The organism is Pseudomonas sp. B14(2017), assembly GCF_002113255.1.
Classification (GTDB): domain Bacteria; phylum Pseudomonadota; class Gammaproteobacteria; order Pseudomonadales; family Pseudomonadaceae; genus Aquipseudomonas; species Aquipseudomonas putida_Z.
On the sequence record NZ_NEJY01000001.1, the window covers coordinates 125,427 to 143,878 of the forward strand.

The 18,452-nt window shown below is 63.6% G+C and carries 13 protein-coding genes; 10 read left to right on the top strand and 3 right to left on the bottom strand.

Translation table 11 applies throughout. The features are described from left to right. Window positions 1-31 precede the first annotated feature (31 nt). From CAG34_RS00635 to CAG34_RS00655, 5 genes are all read left to right on the top strand, one after another. On the top strand, window positions 32-670 hold the full coding sequence (locus CAG34_RS00635; protein ID WP_015269019.1) for a tetratricopeptide repeat protein: 639 nt from the start codon (window positions 32-34) through the stop codon (window positions 668-670). Next, window positions 671-1,813 (top strand): outer membrane protein assembly factor BamB, encoded by a 1,143-nt coding sequence (gene bamB, locus CAG34_RS00640; RefSeq protein ID WP_025337779.1) that lies wholly within the window; start codon window positions 671-673, stop codon window positions 1,811-1,813. It abuts the gene before it with no gap. Between the two features lie 117 nt (window positions 1,814-1,930). After that, complete coding sequence (gene der, locus CAG34_RS00645) at window positions 1,931-3,394, top strand: ribosome biogenesis GTPase Der (RefSeq protein ID WP_025337780.1); 1,464 nt, start codon at window positions 1,931-1,933, stop codon at window positions 3,392-3,394. Between the two features lie 211 nt (window positions 3,395-3,605). Continuing rightward, a complete protein-coding gene (locus CAG34_RS00650; protein WP_085587448.1) occupies window positions 3,606-4,754 on the top strand; it encodes a pyridoxal phosphate-dependent aminotransferase in 1,149 nt (382 codons plus the stop codon). Continuing rightward, window positions 4,742-5,533: an amidohydrolase gene (locus CAG34_RS00655; RefSeq protein ID WP_061551927.1), complete on the top strand. Its 792-nt coding sequence runs from the start codon at window positions 4,742-4,744 to the stop codon at window positions 5,531-5,533. The genes CAG34_RS00650 and CAG34_RS00655 overlap by 13 nt, the downstream gene beginning before the upstream one ends. 129 nt (window positions 5,534-5,662) lie before the next feature. Here the strand turns inward: CAG34_RS00655 and CAG34_RS00660 are convergent, their stop codons facing one another. Beyond that, window positions 5,663-8,218 (bottom strand): sulfite reductase flavoprotein subunit alpha, encoded by a 2,556-nt coding sequence (locus CAG34_RS00660; protein WP_085587450.1) that lies wholly within the window; start codon window positions 8,216-8,218, stop codon window positions 5,663-5,665. Between the two features lie 262 nt (window positions 8,219-8,480). Beyond that, window positions 8,481-10,763 (bottom strand): TonB-dependent siderophore receptor, encoded by a 2,283-nt coding sequence (locus CAG34_RS00665; RefSeq protein WP_085587452.1) that lies wholly within the window; start codon window positions 10,761-10,763, stop codon window positions 8,481-8,483. A gap of 222 nt (window positions 10,764-10,985) precedes the next feature. On the opposite strand from CAG34_RS00665, the gene CAG34_RS00670 reads away from it, so the two are divergent. Both CAG34_RS00670 and CAG34_RS00675 read left to right on the top strand, forming a co-directional pair. After that, window positions 10,986-11,666, top strand: a complete 681-nt coding sequence (locus tag CAG34_RS00670) for a Fe2+-dependent dioxygenase (RefSeq protein ID WP_085587454.1) — start codon at window positions 10,986-10,988, stop codon at window positions 11,664-11,666. A 3-nt stretch (window positions 11,667-11,669) separates the two neighbouring features. Beyond that, a complete protein-coding gene (locus CAG34_RS00675) occupies window positions 11,670-12,419 on the top strand; it encodes a tetratricopeptide repeat protein (protein ID WP_085587456.1) in 750 nt (249 codons plus the stop codon). 342 nt (window positions 12,420-12,761) lie between these two features. Here CAG34_RS00675 and CAG34_RS00680 read toward each other — a convergent pair whose 3' ends face one another. Continuing rightward, entirely contained in the window at window positions 12,762-13,925 is a 1,164-nt protein-coding gene (locus tag CAG34_RS00680) for a type III PLP-dependent enzyme (protein WP_025337787.1), read from the bottom strand. Window positions 13,926-14,419: 494 nt separating this feature from the next. Between CAG34_RS00680 and CAG34_RS00685 the strand changes: the two genes are divergently transcribed. The 3 genes from CAG34_RS00685 (at window position 14,420) to CAG34_RS00695 (ending at window position 18,438) form a co-directional block, all read left to right on the top strand. Further along, entirely contained in the window at window positions 14,420-14,917 is a 498-nt protein-coding gene (locus CAG34_RS00685) for a sigma-70 family RNA polymerase sigma factor (RefSeq protein ID WP_025337788.1), read from the top strand. A 20-nt stretch (window positions 14,918-14,937) separates the two neighbouring features. After that, window positions 14,938-15,900, top strand: coding sequence for a FecR family protein (locus tag CAG34_RS00690; RefSeq protein ID WP_085587458.1), 963 nt, complete (start codon window positions 14,938-14,940; stop codon window positions 15,898-15,900). Window positions 15,901-16,008: 108 nt separating this feature from the next. Further along, window positions 16,009-18,438, top strand: a complete 2,430-nt coding sequence (locus CAG34_RS00695; RefSeq protein WP_085587460.1) for a TonB-dependent siderophore receptor — start codon at window positions 16,009-16,011, stop codon at window positions 18,436-18,438. Window positions 18,439-18,452: the final 14 nt, after the last annotated feature.

The following is an 18,452-nucleotide window of genomic DNA, read 5'->3' on the forward strand; positions in this document are numbered from 1 at the left end:
AACAAGCGAATAGGCGAAAAGGAGTATTGGGGTGTCGAGTACCGATGATGAACTGGCAGGGGTCAAGGACTGGTGGAACCGCAACGGCAAGCCGCTGCTGACCGGTGCCCTGTTGGCTGGCGTGGTGGTGTTGGGCTGGAATACCTGGCACAAGTACCAGAACAATCAGTCGCAAGGTGCCTCGCAGCTGTACCAGGCCTTGCTGGAGACCAGCCTGACGCCGACTGGCCAGCCTGACGCGACCAAGGTCGCGGAACTGGCCGGCAAGCTCAAGAGCGAGTTCGGCGGTACCGCCTACGCCCAGTACGGCAGCCTGTTCGTGGCCAAGGTCGCGGTCGAGACCGGCAAGCTCGACGACGCTGCTGCCGAGCTGAAGAGCGTGCTGGACAAGCCGGCCGATGCCACCCTGGGCGAAATTTCGCGTCAGCGCCTGGCTCGTGTGCTGGCCGCCCAGAACAAGGCCGAGGACGCCCTCAAGCTGCTCGACGGCGACGCCGACAAAGCCTTCCTGGCCAGCCGCGAAGAGTTGAAAGGTGACCTGCTGGTGCAACTGGGTCGCGCCGACGACGCGCACAGCGCTTACGAGAAAGCCAAGGCTGCGTTGTCCGATGAGGCGGCGGTCGGTGGCCTGCAATTGAAGCTGGATGACTTGGCCAAAGGGGACGCGTAAGTGATCGGTTGGAAACATGCAGCAGTGCTGACCCTGGCCGTACTGGCCGCAGGTTGCAGCAGCAACAGCAAGAAGGAACTGCCTCCGGCCGAGCTGACCAAGTTCACCGAGGAAGTGGTGCTGAAGAAGCAGTGGAGCCGTTCGATCGGTGACGGCCAGGGCGAGACCTACAACACCCTGGTACCCGCCATCGAGAACGACCGTATCTACGCCTCCGACGTCAACGGCGAAGTCTTCGCCCTCGACCGCATCACCGGCGACGTGGTGTGGAAGAAGGACCTCGAGCTGCCGGTATCCGGCGCTGTAGGCGTGGGCTACGGCCTGGTCATGATCGGTACCCTCAAGGGTGAAGTCATCGCCCTGGACTCCAGCACCGGTGAGGAGCGCTGGCGCTCCCGCGTGACCAGCGAAGTGCTGGCCCCGCCTGCCAACAACGGTGAGGTGGTGGTGGTGCAGACCCAGGACGATCGCCTGATCGGCCTGGATGCCGCCACTGGCGACCGTCGCTGGATCTACGAAAACACCCCGGCCGTGCTGACCCTGCGTGGCACCGGCGCGCCGATCGCCACCAACCGCCTGGCCGTCGCCGGCCTGTCCACCGGCAAGGTGGTGGCGGTGGATATCAACAACGGCGTGCCGGTGTGGGAAAGCCGTGTGGCAATCCCGCAGGGCCGTTCCGAGCTGGACCGCGTGGTCGATATCGACGGCGGCCTGCTGCTGTCGGGTGGTACCCTGTACGTCAGCACCTACCAGGGCCGCGTCGCGGGCCTGGACCTGGAAAGCGGCCGCGTGCTGTGGCAGCGTGATGCCTCCAGCTACGTGGGTGTCGCCCAGGGCTACGGTAACGTCTATGTCAGCGAAGCTTCCGGTACTGTCGAAAGCGTCGACGAGCGCTCGTCCAGCGCCCTGTGGACCAACGACACCATGGCTCGCCGCCAGCTGACCGCGCCTGAAGTGTTCTCCAGCTACGTGGCGGTGGGCGACTTCGAGGGTTACCTGCACCTGCTGAGCCAGGTCGATGGCCGCTTCGTCGGCCGTGAGCGTATCGACAGTGATGGCCTGCGTGCCCGCCCACTTGTGGTCGGCGACACCATCTACGTCTTCGGCAACAGCGGCAAGCTCGAGGCACTGACCATCCGCTGAAGCTATGCTTGAAGCCTTGGCGGGCTTCAAGCCGCGGCGTAGGACACGCCGCCCGAACTCCGGCCGCTGCCTTGCAGCGGCCTTTGCATTTTCAAGAATTCAAGAGTGGAGAGCCGAATGGTTCCCGTAATCGCCCTGGTGGGCCGCCCGAACGTCGGCAAATCCACCATGTTCAACCGCCTGACCAAGACCCGCGATGCCATCGTCGGTGACCTGTCGGGCCTGACCCGTGACCGCCAGTATGGTGATGCCAGCTGGCAGGGTCGCTCCTTCATCCTGATCGACACCGGCGGTATCACCGGTGACGAAGTGGGCATGGACGAGAAGATGGCCGAGCAGTCGCTCATGGCCATCGAAGAAGCCGACTATGTGCTGTTCCTGGTCGATGCCCGTGCCGGCATGACCGCTGCCGACCAGATGATCGCCGAGCACCTGCGCAAGCGGAACAAGGAAGCGATCCTGGTTGCCAACAAGATCGACAACATCGATGCCGATGTGGCACGCGCCGAGTTCTCGCCGCTGGGCATGGGCAACGCCATCCCGGTGGCCGGCTCCCAGGGCCGCGGCATCAACGCGCTGATGGAGGCCGTGCTCGGCCACCTGCCACGCGACCAGGTCGAGGAAGCGCTGGACGCCGAAGTCGCCGAAGGCGAGGAAGCGGTGCGCATCCCGGGCCCGAGTGAGAAGGATGGCATCAAGATCGCCATCATCGGCCGCCCCAACGTCGGCAAGTCGACCCTGGTCAACCGCATGCTCGGCGAAGAGCGCGTGGTGGTGTACGACCAGCCGGGCACCACCCGCGACAGTATCTACATCCCGTTCGAGCGCGATGACGAGAAGTACACCTTCATCGACACCGCCGGCGTGCGCAAGCGCGGCAAGATCCACGAGGAAGTCGAGAAGTTCTCGGTGGTGAAGACGCTGCAGGCGATCAAGGACGCCAACGTGGTGATCTTCGTCATGGACGCCCGCGAAGGCGTGGTGGACCACGACCTGAACCTGCTGGGCTTCGCCCTGGAAGCCGGCCGTGCCATCGTCATCGCCCTGAACAAGTGGGACGGCATGGAGCCGGGCGAGCGTGACTACGTAAAGACGGAGCTGGAGCGCCGGCTGTTCTTCGTCGATTTCGCCGACATCCACTTCATCTCCGCCCTGCATGGCACCGGCGTGGGCCACCTGTACAAGTCGGTGCAGGCCGCGTTCAAGTCGGCGGTAACCCGCTGGCCGACCAGCCGCCTGACGCAGATCCTCGAAGATGCCGTGAGCGAGCACCAGCCGCCGCTGGTCAACGGCCGCCGCATCAAGCTGCGCTATGCCCACCTTGGTGGTGCCAACCCGCCGCTGATCGTGATCCACGGCAACCAGACCGACAAGATTCCAAAGTCGTACTCGCGTTACCTGGAGAACACCTACCGGCGTGTGCTGAAGCTGGTCGGTACGCCGATCCGCATCGAGTACAAGGGCGGTGAGAACCCGTACGAGGGCAAGAAGAACACCCTCACTGATCGCCAGGTCAACAAGAAGCGCCGCCTGATGTCGCACCACAAGAAGGCCGAGAAGAAGCGCCGCGACAAGCGCTGATTCCGCGTCGTCTTCTTCGCGGGCTTGCCCGCTCCCACAGGTCTCCACAGTTTTCGAATTCTGTGCAGTACCTGTGGGAGCGGGTTTACCCGCGAAGAGGCCCTTTGATCCAGCGCAAATCCCCCTATTGTTTCAACCTTTTTCCTGACCGCTCGATCCGCTATGCTCGGACTCCACCCCGTGCCGGATACACCCCAGGAAAGAGGGCTCCATGATCCGCAGCAAACTGCCGAATGTCGGCACGACCATCTTCACCACCATGTCCCAGCTCGCCGTGCAGACGGGCGCGCTCAACCTGTCGCAAGGTTTTCCCGACTTCAATGGCCCGCAGGCGCTGCTCGATGCAGTCGGCCGGCATGTGGCCGCCGGGCATAACCAGTATTCGCCGATGACCGGCTTGCCGGCCCTGCGCCAGCAGGTGGCGGCCAAGGTCGCGCGGCTGTATGGCGCGCAGGTGGATGCCGACCAGGAAGTGACCATCACCCCAGGCGCCACCGAGGCGATCTTCTGCGCCATCCAGGCAGTGGTGCATGCCGGTGACGAGGTAATCGTCTTCGATCCTTGCTACGACAGCTACGAGCCGTCCGTGGAACTGGCCGGTGGGCGCTGCGTGCATGTACAGCTGAGCGACGGCGATTTCCGCATCGACTGGCAGAAGTTCAGCGATGCCCTCAGCCCGCGCACGCGCATGGTGATCCTCAATTCACCGCACAACCCCAGCGGTGCGCTGATTACCCGGGAAGACCTCGACCAATTGGCCCGGCTTATCGCTGATCGCGATATCTACCTGGTCAGCGATGAAGTGTATGAACACCTGGTCTACGACGGCGTGCGCCATGCCAGCGTGTTGGCCCACGAGCAACTGTATCAACGCGCCTTCGTGGTCAGCTCGTTCGGCAAGACTTATCACGTCACCGGCTGGAAGACCGGCTATGTGATCGCCCCGCCGGCGCTGAGTGCCGAGCTGCGCAAGGTGCACCAGTACGTCAACTTCTGCGGTGTGACCCCGCTGCAGTGCGCCCTGGCCGATTTCATGGCCGAGCACCCCGAGCATATCGATGAACTGCCGGCCTTCTACCAGGCCAAGCGAGACTTGTTCTGCGGCTTGCTGGAGGGCTCGCGGTTCCGTTTCACCCGCACGGCGGGTACCTATTTCCAGCTGGTGGACTATTCGCAGATCCGCCCGGACCTGAACGATGTCGACATGTCGCTGTGGCTGACCCGTGAGCACGGCGTGGCGACCATCCCGGTGTCGGTGTTCTACCAGCAACCCATCCCCGAGCAACGCCTGGTTCGCCTGTGCTTTGCCAAACGAGAGGAGACGCTGCGTCAGGCAGCGGAAAAACTATGCGCGATCTGAGTACACTGCCGAACCTGAAAGTCGCCCTGGTGCAGACCACCCTGGCCTGGCACGACCGCGAGGCCAACTATGCGCACTTCGAAGTGCTGCTGGAGCAGGTGGGCGAAGTGGACCTGGTGATCCTGCCGGAAATGTTCACTACCGGTTTTTCCATGCAATCGGAAAGCCTGTGCGAGCCGGAAAACGGCCCGACCTACAAATGGCTGAAGGCCCAGGCGAAGAAGTACAACACGGTGATTACCGGCAGCGTGATTATCCAGGCCGCCGATGGCAGCCACCGCAACCGCCTGCTGTGGGCCCGGCCGGATGGCGAGATCCTGCACTACGACAAGCGCCACCTGTTCCGAATGGCCGGTGAGCACAAGCATTACACCCCGGGTGAGCGCCAGGTGCAGTTCGAGCTCAAGGGCTGGCGGATTCGCCCGCTGATCTGCTACGACCTGCGCTTCCCGGTGTGGAGCCGTGATGCCCAGGACACCGACCTGTTGCTATACACCGCCAACTGGCCGGCTGCGCGCCGCCAGCACTGGAACCGCCTGTTGCCGGCGCGGGGTATCGAGAACCTGTGCTATGTGGCGGCGGTGAACCGGGTGGGCACCGACGGCAAGGGCTTTGCCTACTCTGGTGACAGCCAAGTGCTGGACTTCCAGGGCGAGAGCCTGCTCAGTGCCGGGGAGGCCGACGGGGTGTTCACCGTGGTGTTGAGCGCGGCGGAGCTGGCGGCCTACCGGACCAAGTTCCCGGCCAACCTGGATGCTGACACCTTCGAGCTGCACTGACAGTCTGTACCGGCCTCTTCGCGGGTAAACCCGCTCCCACAGGTACCGCACAGTATTCAAAATCTGTGAGGACCCTGTGGGAGCGGGTTTACCCGCGAAGAGGCCGGTGCTGGTTACATCAGTTTCCGATCAGTACACATCCCGCCGATACCGCCCATCCTCGATCAGCTGCTGGACTACCGCTTCCCCAAGGATGCCGTTGAGCGCCGCATCCACCCCGGCAGCCATGCCTTGCAGGCTGCCACATACATACACACAGGCACCATCCGCGACCCAGCGCTTGAACTCTTCAGCCTGCTGCAGCAACACATCCTGCACATACACCTTGTCGGCCTGATCCCGCGAAAATGCGAGGTCCAGGCGTGCCAGGTCGCCGTTGTCCAGCCAGCCTTGCAGCTCGTTGCCGCACAGCAGGTCATGCGCCCGGTTACGCTCGCCGAACAGCAGCCAGTTGCGCTGCTCGCCAGCATTCACCCGCGCGCGGAGCAGGCTGCGCAGGCCGGCCAGGCCGGTGCCGTTGCCAATCAACACCAGCGGTGCAGCCGTTTCCGGCAGGTGGAAGCTGCTGTTGCGCCGCAAACGCAGGCTCAGCGTACCGTCAAGCGGCAGGTATTCGGTCAGCCAGCCGGAACCCAGGCCCAGGTTGCCATCGGCATGGCGTTCCTGGCGCACGATCAGCTCCAGCACGCCATCGCTGGCGATCGAGGCAATCGAGTACTCGCGGCTGCCGATCGGCACCAGTGCGTCGACCAGTGCTTGCGGCTGTAGGCCGATCAGGTGATCGCGACGGGTCGGCAACTGGCGGCCGGCCAGGGCCTGGGCGAGGGTTTCGCCCAGGCCATTCACTTGCACCTTGGCCCCGGCGTCCAGCGCCATGCCACCGAGGAAGGCGTCGATCCTCGGCTGGCCGTTGAGCGGCAGGATCTCCACCAGGTCGCCGGCTTCCCAGCTGGCGGGCTGTTCCGGTCGCAGGCCCAGCAGGTACACCGGCTGGCCCTGGCTGCCCGGGTTGAGCAGTTCGCGGCGCACCAGCGACCAGTTGCCGAAGCTCGGCGGCTGCCAGGCGGCCACTGGCTGGGCGCCGGTCAGTTGCGCCAGTTCCTGCTGCCACTGCTGCAGCGCGGCCTGGTCGGCGTTGTCCACTTCCACCGGGCTGAACGCACTGCTGGCACCGCGTTCACCCAGCCATGCCTGCAGGCGACGTGCGAAGCCGCAGAAGTGCGGATACTGGCGGTCACCGAGGGCGAGCAGGGCATAGCTGAGGTTGTCCAGCGCCCAAGGCTGGCCGAGCACCTTGCGCTCGAAGGCGCGGGCGCTGTCGGGGGCTTCGCCGTCGCCGAAGGTGCTGACCACGAACAGCGCACGGCGGGCCTGGCGCAGGTCGCTTTCACCCAGTTCTGCCAGGGCGCGTACCTGCACTGGCAGGCCGGCGGCCTGAAGCTGCCCGGCGCTCTGCCAGGCCAGTTGTTCGGCAAGCCCGCTCTGGCTGGCAAAGCCGATCAGCCAGCTGTCGCCGCTGGCAGTGTTGCTGGTGACGTTGCCACGGGCGGCACGTACCTGGCGCTTCTTGCGACGGCGGTCGAGGTACAGCAGCCAGCCGGTGACGAAGAACAGCGGCATGGTCAGGCTGGCGATGGTGACGATGATGCGCCCCGGCAGGCCGAAGTATTCGCCCACGTGCAGGGCGTAGACGCTCTGCAGCAACTGGGCCTTGAAGGACTTGTCGGTGTAGCGGTCATGCCTTTTCACCTGGCCGCTGGCCGGGTCCAGTACCAGGGTGTTGAAGGCACGTGGGTGGTCGGCGTTATCCAGCAGGTAGAACAGGTTGGCCGGCTGGCCGCCTACCGGTGGCAGGCGCAGGTTGTACATGGCCAGGCCCGGGCCGGCAGCGTCCTTGAGGTTGGCCCAGATCGCGTCGTAGTCGACCACCAGCGGCGGGGCGTTCTTGTCGATTTTCTGCGGCCCGTGGCGGCCCCGGCCTTCGCCGCGCTTTTGCTGCTGGCCGGCGGCCGGCGCGTCGGCCAGCAGCTTGTTCAGGCCCTCGCGGTACCACTCGTAGGACCAGAACAGCCCGGTCAGGGCGAACAGCAGGTAGAACAGCAGGCACCAGGTGCCGGCCACCGCGTGCAGGTCCCAGTTGAAGGCGCGGCCTTTCTTGGCCCAGTCGAAGGTCAGCCAGGTGCGCCAGTCCAGCGCCTTGCGCGGCCAGCGCAGGTACAGGCCGGAGAGGCAGAAGAACACCAGCATCAGGGTGCAGGCACCGGTGATCTGCCGGCCGCTGTCGCCCATGGCCAGGAAGCGGTGCAGGTTGAGCATGAGGTTGAAGAAGCCTTGCCCGGCCACTTCTCCCTTGAGTTCGCCGGTGTACGGGTCGGCATAGCGCAGCTGGCCACGGCGCTCGCCTGGCGGTGGGGTAAAGAAGACGCGTGCGGCGTTGCCTTCGCGTACATCGACCCACAGCATCGCCACCTTGTCGTGCTGCTGGGCCTCGACCCGCTGGACCAGTTCGGCCGGGGGCAGCACGCCCTCCGGGCGCACCTGGACCTTCAGGACATCGGCATTCAGCGCGCGCAGCAGTTCTTCCTGAAACGAGTACAAGGCCCCGGTGATACCCATCAAGGCCAGCACCAGGCCAGCGGTGATGCCAAAGAACCAGTGCAATTGGAACAGCGTCTTCTTCACCACATGATCACCTTGTGTTTCTGCCGCACACTGCGCGGCGTGCATTATGCCTTGATACGCAAAAGCCCCGCTCACGGGAATGAACGGGGCAGGGTGGGCTCGTCAGTCAGGCTTGTGTTGTCTGTACCGGCCTCTTCGCGGGTGAACCCGCTCCCACAGGTACTGCACTGACCTCAGGTCCGGTGATATCTCTGTGGGAGCGGGTTCACCCGCGAAAGGGCCGGCACAGGCGCAGCCCATTCAACAGATCAACCCGATCCCGGCATCAGAAGTGGACGCTGGTGGTCAACAGAGCCGTCCGCCCCGCCGCCTGGTTGGCGAAGTGGGTGGAGAAGGCCTTGTCGTAGTACACCTCGTTGGTCAGGTTCTGCACGTTCAGTTGCAGATCGATATTCTTGGTCAGCTTGTAGGCGGCCATGGCGTCGTAGCGCACGTAGCTGTCGACCATTGTGGTATTGGCTACGTTGCCATACACGTCATCAACGTAGAACGCACCGCCACCGATGGTCAGCTTCGGCGTAATGGAGTACGTGGTCCATAGGCTGGCGCTGTTGTTCGGCGTGTTTGGCAGCTGGTTGCCGTCGTTAGCCTTGTTCAGTGGGCCTCCGTCGATCTGACGCGCCTGGAGGTAGGTGTAGCCGGCGAATACCTGCCACTTGTCGGTGAGCTTGCCGCTGGCCGACAGCTCGATGCCCTGTACACGAGTTTCGCCGACGTTCTCATAGGTGGTGGTGTCCACCTGAACGCGGGCGTTTTCCTTCTCTGTGCGGAAGATCGCTGCTGCCAGCGACAGGCGTTCGTCCAGCAAGTCCCACTTGGTACCTACTTCGTAGTTGGTGGTCTCTTCCGGCTCCAGGTCACTGCCCAAGATATTGCCGCTGCGGTCAGTGGTGCCTGGCAGAGTGTTGGTTTCGGTACCTTCACCGAGCATGGCGCCTGGTGGGGTCGCGGACGTGGCGTAGGAAACATAGATGCTGCCGTTCTCGGCAGGCTTCCAGACCAGACCCAACTGGCCTGTGAAGAATTCACTCTTGTCGCGACCTTTGGTAGGTACGCCGTTCTTGTTCACGACGGTTGCGCCGCTGGCGTCGTAGGTACGGAACTTGGTATCGAAATGGTCGTAACGCAGGCCCATGTTCAGCAGCCACTGGGGCGTGAGCTCCAGTGTATCGAAAGCATAGATCGCACGTGTCTTGCCGCTGGTTTTGGTACCGGCGTAGTTGCGCGAGACCGTGCCGTCCCAAGCGTCATCCGGGTTCGGGTCGCTCAGCGAGGTGCAGCTACCGCCGTTGCCAGGCCCAGTGCAGCTGAGTTTGCTGTTTGGCGTGACGGTGTAACTCTGGCGGTCGGACTCTTCCTTGGTGAGCTCGATACCGGTGGAGAAATTGTTCTTGAAACCGCCGACGAAGAACTCACCGAACAGGTCGGTCTGGTTGGTTGTGGTAGCGGTGTTGCCAACACGGGTGTTGGCGCGACGCCAGACCCCATTGTTGTTGACGTTGCCAACACTGTCGTCAGGCTGAGTCAGGATGTAGTCCTGCATGCTGTTGCCGTGACGCAGGGTGTTTTTGATGGTCAGCGAGTCCGTCAGGTCGTGCTCGATGCCAATGGTTGCGATGTCAACGCGGGTCTTGCGGAAATCGCGACCGGTCAGGCCATAGAAGTTGTCGCTGTCGCCGCCGTCAGTCGGCTTGCTCGGGTGCGCCGAGGTGCGTGCGGTGTTGCCACCGGTCGGGATGGTGTATGGGATGCCCGAATCTGGAAGGTCGTCGCTTTCCAGATGGTAGTAGTCGAGGTTCACGCGGGTCGGGGTGCCCAGGCCGAAGGCCAGCGATGGTGCAATACCCCAACGGTCGTAGTTGACCTTGTCGCGGCCGGCGACGTTGCTTTCGTGGGTCATCAGGTTCAAGCGGCCGGCAACGGTATCGCTGAACTGGTAGTTACCATCGAAGGTGTAGCGCTGGGTCTGGTCGCTGCCCCAAGTCCAGGCGCCATCGAGCGAGTTGCCCAGGTGTGCACGTTTGCTCACAAGGTTGATGGTGCCGCCGGCGGCACCACGGCCGCCGATGGCCGAGTTCGGGCCCTTGGCTACTTCTACCGATTCGATGGCGAAGATTTCGCGGGTTTGCGCACCAGTGTCGCGCACGCCGTCCAGATAGGTGTCGCCCTGGGCGTCGAAGCCACGGATGAACGGGCGGTCGCCTTGCGGGTTGCCGCCTTCGCCTGCACCAAAGGTGATGCCTGGCACGGTGCGCAGTGCATCCTGCAGGGTCAAGGCGCTGGTGTCCTTGATCACCTGCTGCGGGATCACGGTGATCGAGCGCGGGGTATCTACCAGCGGCGCGGTGTACTTCTGCGAAGAGGCCTTGTCGACCTTGTAATCGGTGCTGGCCTGTTCAGCCTTGCCGTTGACGCTGGTGGCGTCGAGGGTAATAGCGCTGCTGGCGGCCGGGTCGGCGGCATAGGCCGACGAAGCGCTGAGGGCGACGCCGATGGCAGACACGATCAGGCGTGGTGAACTCACTGCAGATGGTACGTACTGGCGCATTGCTAAGGACCTTCCCCAAGGTGTTAAGGCCGCGGATCTTAATGTAAGCAATTGTGACTCACAATTGAGAGTCGTTACCATTCGTGAAGAATTTACAATCTTTACAATTTGCCTTTACGGTTTCATCAAGCTGAAACGTCTTAAGCGGCGAATGGGGCTTGTGAAGCGCAAAAGGGAATCAATATCATTGGCGCCTTTACATTTTCCAACGGTGCTGCCGCCATGCTGCTTCACATCCCCGGCCTGTTTCACGCCGATGAACTGGCCCGTATCCGCGAGGCGCTGGAGCAGGCCGACTGGGCCGACGGCAAGATCACGGCCGGCTACCAGTCGGCCAAGGCCAAGCACAACCTGCAGTTGCCGGAAGGTCACCCGCTGGCCAAGGAGATCGGCAGTGCGCTGATCGACCGCCTGTGGCAGACCCCGCGCTTCATGTCTGCAGCCTTGCCGCACAAGGTGTTCCCGCCGCTGATCAACTGCTACCGCGAAGGCGGCAATTTCGGCTTCCACATCGACAACGCCCTGCGCCAGCCCAAGGGCAGCCCGGAGCGGGTGCGCACCGACCTGTCTTCCACGCTGTTCCTCAGCGATCCGGACAGCTACGACGGCGGCGAGCTGGTGATCCAGGACACCTATGGCGTGCAGCAGGTCAAGCTGGCCGCCGGTGACCTGGTGCTGTACCCCGGCACCAGCCTGCACAAGGTCAACCCGGTTACCCGTGGCCAGCGTTACGCCGCGTTCTTCTGGACCCAGAGCCTGGTGCGCGAGGACAGCCAGCGGGCATTGCTGTTCGAGATGGACAATGCCATTCAGCAACTGACTGCCGATGTGCCGGAGCATCCATCACTGCTACAGCTGACCGGCACCTACCACAACCTGCTGCGCCGCTGGGCCGAGGTCTGAACCGTGTCCTATCAGTTGCGGCGTGAGGAAGTGGTGGATGTGGCCGGTTTGCAGGCCATGCTGGAAGAAAGCCCTGGCAAGGCCGCCCAGGCGATCCTGGCGGCGGCCGGGCAGGGCGCGGTGGAGGCACAGTTGCTGCTGGGGCAGATCCTGCTCGACGGGCGCGGCATTCAGGCGGATGCCGCCGTCGCCAGGCGCTGGTTCGGCATCGCCGCGCAGGGCGGCAGTGCCATGGCGCACAACATGCTGGGGCGTTGCCTGGAGCATGGCTGGGGCGGTGAGCCAAGCCAGGCACAGGCGGCCATCCACTATGCGCGTGCGGCAGATGCCGGGCTGGACTGGGGGCTGTACAACCTGGGCAACCTGCTGGCCACCGGGCGCGGCATACCGGCCAACCAGGCGCAGGCGCTGATGTGCTACGAGAAGGCCGCGCACATGGGGCATGCCAAGTCGATGAACCTGTACGGGCGTTACCTGGAGCAAGGCATCGCCACGGCGCCCAACCCTGCACGGGCGGTGCGCTGGTATCGGCGTTCGGCCGAGGCGGGGGACTTTCGAGGCATGTTCAGCCTGGGGCTGGTGCTGGTCGAGCGTGGGCAGGTGGCGGAAGCCGGGCCTTGGCTGGAACGGGCGCGGGTCGAGGGGAACATGAATTTCCTGCGCAGTGCGCTGGTGACCTTGCAGGGGGCGGGGCCGGTGTTGATGGCCTTTGCGGCGCGGTATGCCGAGGAGATCGAACGGCGAGGGAACTGAGGTTGCCTGTGCTGGCCCTATCGCCGGCAAGCCAGCTCCCACAGAGATATCACTGTCCTCCAGACCTGTGCTGTACCTGCAGGAGCTGGCTTGCCGGCTCTCACAGGGATATCACTGTCCTCCAGACCTGTGCTGTACCTGTAGTAGCTGGCTTGCCGGCTCTCACAGGGATATCACTGTCCTCCAGACCTGTGCTGTACCTGCAGGAGCTGGCTTGCCGGTTCCCACAGGGATATCAATGCCCTCCAGGCCTGTGCTGTACCTGTGGGAGCCGGCTTGCCGGCGATAGGGCCGGTACAGGAAAGCACAAATGAAAACGGGGCCTTTCGGCCCCGTTTCGCATTACAGGTAGTAAGCCTTCAGCGGCGGGAAGCCGTTGAATTCCACTGCGCTGTAGCTGGTGGTGTAGGCACCGGTCGACAACCAGTACAGGCGGTCGCCGATGGCCAGGTTCAGCGGCAGGCCGTACTTGTAGTTTTCGTACATGATGTCGGCGCTGTCGCAGGTCGGGCCGGCGATGACCACTTCTTCGGCCTCGCCTTTCTTCTCGGTCCAGATCGGGAACTTGATGGCTTCGTCCATGGTTTCGATCAGGCCGGAGAACTTGCCCACGTCGGTGTAGATCCAGCGCTCGACGGCGGTGCGCGACTTGCGTGCAACCAGGACCACTTCGCTGACCAGGATACCGGCGTTGGCAATCAGCGAACGGCCCGGCTCGAGGATGATTTCCGGCAGGTCGTCACCGAAGTCTTCCTTCAGGAAGCGGATGATCTCTTCGGCGTAGGTTTCCAGGCTGTTGGTCCGGGTGATGTAGTTGGCCGGGAAGCCGCCACCCATGTTGATCAGCTTGAGCTCGATGCCGTCTTCTTCCTTCAGGCGCTCGAAGATCACCTTGACCTTGGCGATGGCTGCGTCCCACACGCTGATGTCGCGCTGCTGCGAGCCGACATGGAAGGAAATGCCGTAAGGCACCAGGCCCAGGTCGCGGGCGAGGATCAGCAGGTCCATGGCCATGTCGGTCTGGCAGCCGAACTTGCGCGACAGCGGCCAGTCGGCAGTGGTCGAGCCTTCGGTGAGAATACGTACGTACACTTTCGAACCCGGTGCGGCCTTGGCGATGTTGCGCAGGTCGGCTTCCGAGTCGGTGGCATACAGGCGCACGCCCTTCTCGTAGAAGTAGCGGATGTCCTTGGACTTCTTGATGGTGTTGCCGTAGCTGATACGGTCGGCGCTGACGCCGCGGCCCAGCACCTTGTCCAGCTCGTAGATCGAGGCGATGTCGAAGCTCGAACCTTTCTCTTTGAGCAGGTCGATGATTTCCACGGCCGGGTTGGCCTTGACCGCGTAGTACACCTTGGCGAATTCGAATCCAGCACGCAGGTCGTCGTAGGCCTGGCTGATCATCTGGGTGTCGATGAGTACGAACGGGGTTTCCTGCTTGTCGGCGAACGCCTTCATTTTCTGGAAGGTGTCACGCGCGAAATAGTCTTCGACCTGGATCGACATGCTCAGGGACTCCATGGGCAAACTGAAAATTTAAGTGGCTGCAAACTGAACGTCCTCCGTATCCCCACTTTGGTTCGCCTACTCAGTACTTGAGCCGGATGGATCGTTTCCAGCATGGACGTTCGGCGCGCACTTTAGGGCGTGAAGAATGCAGAATCAACAGGCAATCCGGGCGTGATCGACGCGGATCGACGACCTGCCATTTGAATAACCGACCCATGTGACCGGCTGATGTTCCCCGGAGTGTTTCAAGCGTAAAAAATAGTGGAATGGAGCGCGTTGGCTCCTTCGCGGGCACGCCCGCTCCCACAGGCATCTCGCGGTTCCTGTGGGAGCGGGCGTGCCCGCGAAAGGGCCTCAGGTGTTCATATTTATGGCCACATTTCCCTGGCACCGCCGTGCATGAAAAAGACGATAAATTTTTTGTTACCGACTGGCGGAATTGCCGTGTTTGATGAGAAACATTACTATTCGCACCCTTGTCTGCCTCCCTGATGACCCCGACCGTGTCCGGACCCAAAGGCTTCCTCGACCACTACCATGAGCTGATCGGCACCTGGACGCGCAAGTTGCGCAGTCGACAGCAGGCCGAGGACCTCACCCACGATGCCTTTGTCCGGGTACTGGAAAACCCGCGCGAGCAGGTCGAGCAGCCACGCGCCTACCTGCACCAGACCGCACGCAATATTGCCGTGGATGGTTTCCGGCGCGAGGACCGCCGCCAGGCCCTGGAGCTGGAAGCCTTCGACGAAGGCGTGGCCGCCAGTGGCGACCCCGAGGCCTACGTGCATGCGCTGGAGCTGGCCGACAGTGTCGAGCGGGCGCTGGCCGAACTGCCGCTCAATTGCCGGCAGGTGTTCATCTGGCAGAAGCTCGAAGGCCTGACCCAGGCCGAGATCGCCGAGCGCATGGGGTTGAGCAAGAACATGGTCGAAAAGTATATGATCCGCACGCTCCGGCATCTGCGTGAGCACCTGGATGTGTCGGCATGATGAGTCAGGAGACCTTTTCGATGAAACAGCACGGTACCGATACCGTCCGCGAGCAGGCGGCCGCGTGGTTCGCCCGGGTGCAGGATGCGCCTCGCGATGCCGGGCTGCAGGCGCAGCTGCACGCCTGGCTGGAAGGCGATGCACGGCACCGTGATGAGTACCAGCAGCTCGCCCGCCTGTGGCAGGCCACCGATTTCATCCCGCGCCAGCGCCTGGAAGCGCTGTGCCAGCCGGCCCCGGTACGCCAGTTGCCACGTCGGCGCTTCGTGCGCCAGGCCTTGGCCGCCAGCGTGGCCGCACTGGCGTTGGGCCTGGGCTGGGGCGGCTGGCACTACCAGCAACTGAATCACCAGGGCAGCTTGCAGACTGCCTTCAACGAACGCCGCCAGGTCGAACTGCCGGATGGTTCGCACCTTGAACTCAACGGCAGCACGCAAGTGCAGGTCGCTTTCAGCGCCGGCCAGCGGTATGTCCGGCTGATGGCGGGTGAGGTGATGTTCACCGTCGCCCACGACAGTGACAGGCCGTTCGTGGTCGACACCGCCCAGGGCAGCGTGACTGTCACCGGTACCCGTTTCGACGTCCGCCTGGACCCGGCCAGCACCCGCGTGGCGGTGGAGCAGGGCTCGGTGCGTGTGCAGGGCAAGGGCGCCTCGCTGGCGCAGCTCACGGCGGGCCAGGGCTCGCATATAGATGCACAAGGCCAGGTGGCGGCGCCCTATGCGGTGAATACCGGCGCCCTGACTGCCTGGCGCCAAGGCAGGCTGGTGTTCGACAACGCCACCCTGGCCGAGGTGGTGGCCGAAGCCTCGCGTTACCGCAGCCAGCCGCTGCGGGTCGCCCCCGGCAAAGTCGCCCAGCTGCGGCTGTCCAGCACCTTCAGCAGCGACGACACCGACGCGCTGCTGCGTGCCTTGCCGAGCATCCTGCCGGTGGCCATCAAGGCCCATGAAGATGGCTCGCGCGAAATAATCGCGAAATAGATTCAGGTTTTTTTCCGCTCGTTCGTCTTCCCCGCCAGCTGCAACTGCCAAGCATTTCCATTTGCATGCGGTTGGCGTTTATTCCGTATTCCAGGAAGTTTCGACGACGTGAACAACAACAAGCCCTTCCCACGCTTCCGCGCCCTGGCGCTGGCCCTGGCGGTCAGCGCCGTGGCCGTCAACAGCCAGGCCGCAGAGGCCGGCAGCACCATCCAGATCCAGGCCCAACCCTTGGCTTCGGCGCTGAACCAGCTGGGCCAGCAGACCAACCTGCAGCTGTTCTTCAGCCCCGAGCTGGTGGCCGGCAAGCAGGCCCCGGCGGTGTCCGGCCAGCTGGCGCCCGAGCAGGCGCTGCAGCAGCTGCTGCAAGGCAGCGGCCTGACCTACGAGATGTCCCAGGGCACCGTGGTGGTCAAGCCGGCCCAGGCCGATGGCACCCTCACCACCGGCAGCCTGGAGCTGGCGCCCACCGACATCAAGGTGGTGGGTGACTGGCTGGGCGATGCCCAGCAGAGCGTGGTGCAGAACCACCCCGGCGCGCGCACCGTGGTACGCCGCGAGGCGATGGTGGAGAAGGGCGCAATGAACGTGCGCGACGTGCTGCGCGGCATCCCGGGCGTGCAGGTGCAGGACTCCAACGGCACCGGCGGCAGCGACCTGTCGCTGAACGTGGGTGTTCGCGGCCTGACTTCGCGCCTGTCGCCACGCTCCACGGTGCTGATCGACGGCATCCCGGCCGCCTTCGCGCCCTATGGCCAGCCGCAGCTGTCGATGGCGCCGATTTCCTCGGGCAACCTCGACAGCATCGACGTGGTGCGTGGCGCCGGTTCCGTGCGCTATGGCCCGCAGAACGTCGGCGGGGTGATCAACTTCGTTACCCGGGCGATCCCGGAGAAGGCCTCGGCCGAGCTGTCCACCACCCTGGAAACCTCCCAGCATGGTGGCTGGAAACACACCGAGTCGGCCTTCGTCGGCGGCACGGCGGACAACGGCATGGGCGTGGCGCTGCTGTACACCGGGGTGAATGGCAACGGCTACCGTGAAAGCAACAACGGCAACGACATTGACGACGTCATCCTCAAGACCCACTGGGCGCCGACCGACGTTGACGAGTTCTGGCTCAACTTCCACTACTACGACGGCCGCGCCGACATGCCTGGCGGCCTGACCCAGGCGCAATACGACAGCAACCCGTACCAGTCGCTGCGCGACTACGACTATTTTGCCGGCCGACGCAAGGACGTGTCGTTCAAGTGGCAGCGCCAGCTCGACGACGCCACCCAGTTCGAAGTGCTGACCTACTACACCGACAGCTTCCGCGGCAGCTCCATTGCCTCGCGCGACATGAAGACCCTGTCGTCGTACCCGCGCAACTACCACACCTTTGCCATCGAACCGCGGCTGTCGCGGATCTTCTTCGCCGGCCCGACCACCCAGGAAGTCAGCGTGGGCTACCGCTACCTGAAGGAAGCGATGCGTGAGCAGTCGACCCGCCTGGCGCTGATCGACAACGTGCCGACGCCGACCCCGACCTCCGACGGCCATGTGTTCCAGGACCGCAGCGGTGGTACCGAGGCCAGCGCCTACTACATCGACGACAAGATCGACGTGGGTAACTGGACCATCACCCCAGGTATCCGCTTCGAGCATATCAACACCGACTGGCGCGACCGCCCGGTGCTCGGTGCCAACGGCCAGCCGGTGCCGGAGAAGAAACGCAGCATCACCAGCAACGAGCCACTGCCGGCGCTGAGCGTGATGTACCACATCTCCGATGCGTGGAAGGTGTTCGCCAACTACGAGACCTCGTTCGGTAGCCTGCAGTACTTCCAGCTGGGCCAGGGTGGTACTGGCAACAGCACGGCCAATGGCCTGGAGCCGGAAAAGGCCAAGACCTACGAGATCGGTACCCGCTATGACAATGGCGGCTTTGCCGGTGAGCTGACGGCGTTCTACATCGACTTCGATGACGAACTGCAGTACATCAGCAACGACGTGGGCTGGACCAACCTCGGCGCGACCAAGCACCAGGGTATCGAGGCCTCGGTGCGCTATGACCTGGACGGGTTGGACCCGCGCCTGGAAGGGCTGTCGGTGAGCGCTGGCTACACCTATACCCGCGCTACTTATGAAGGGGACATTCCTGGCTTCGAGGGCCGTGACTTGCCGTTCTATTCACGCCAGGTGGCCACTGCCGGGGTGCGTTACGCGGTCAACCACTGGACCTGGAACCTGGATGCCTACGCCCAATCCAAGCAGCGCGCGCCGGGTACCGGGATCAATGCCGATGGCAGCTTCAACGGCGACTACATCACCGAGCCGAGTGCGGATGGGCAGTACGGTGATATTCCGGGTTACGTGACCTGGCATGCCCGTGGCGGATATGAATTCGGGCCCCAGATGTCCAACCTGAAGCTGGCGGCAGGGGTGAAGAACCTGTTCGACAAGCAGTACTTCACCCGCTCCAGCGACAACAATGCCGGCATCTATGTGGGTGAGCCGCGGACCTTCTATGTGCAGGCCAGTGTAGGGTTCTGAGCCGAAATCGTCGG

What these genes read in the sequence shown, in the direction of transcription:
- der (WP_025337780.1), top strand. Translation starts at nt 1,931, where the DNA reads ATGGTTCCCGTAATCGCCCTGGTGGGCCGCCCGAACGTCGGCAAATCC.
- CAG34_RS00650 (WP_085587448.1), top strand. Translation starts at nt 3,606, where the DNA reads ATGATCCGCAGCAAACTGCCGAATGTCGGCACGACCATCTTCACCACC.
- CAG34_RS00655 (WP_061551927.1), top strand. Translation starts at nt 4,742, where the DNA reads ATGCGCGATCTGAGTACACTGCCGAACCTGAAAGTCGCCCTGGTGCAG.
- CAG34_RS00665 (WP_085587452.1), bottom strand. Translation starts at nt 10,763, where the DNA reads ATGCGCCAGTACGTACCATCTGCAGTGAGTTCACCACGCCTGATCGTG.
- CAG34_RS00670 (WP_085587454.1), top strand. Translation starts at nt 10,986, where the DNA reads ATGCTGCTTCACATCCCCGGCCTGTTTCACGCCGATGAACTGGCCCGT.
- CAG34_RS00680 (WP_025337787.1), bottom strand. Translation starts at nt 13,925, where the DNA reads ATGTCGATCCAGGTCGAAGACTATTTCGCGCGTGACACCTTCCAGAAA.
- CAG34_RS00685 (WP_025337788.1), top strand. Translation starts at nt 14,420, where the DNA reads ATGACCCCGACCGTGTCCGGACCCAAAGGCTTCCTCGACCACTACCAT.
- CAG34_RS00690 (WP_085587458.1), top strand. Translation starts at nt 14,938, where the DNA reads ATGAAACAGCACGGTACCGATACCGTCCGCGAGCAGGCGGCCGCGTGG.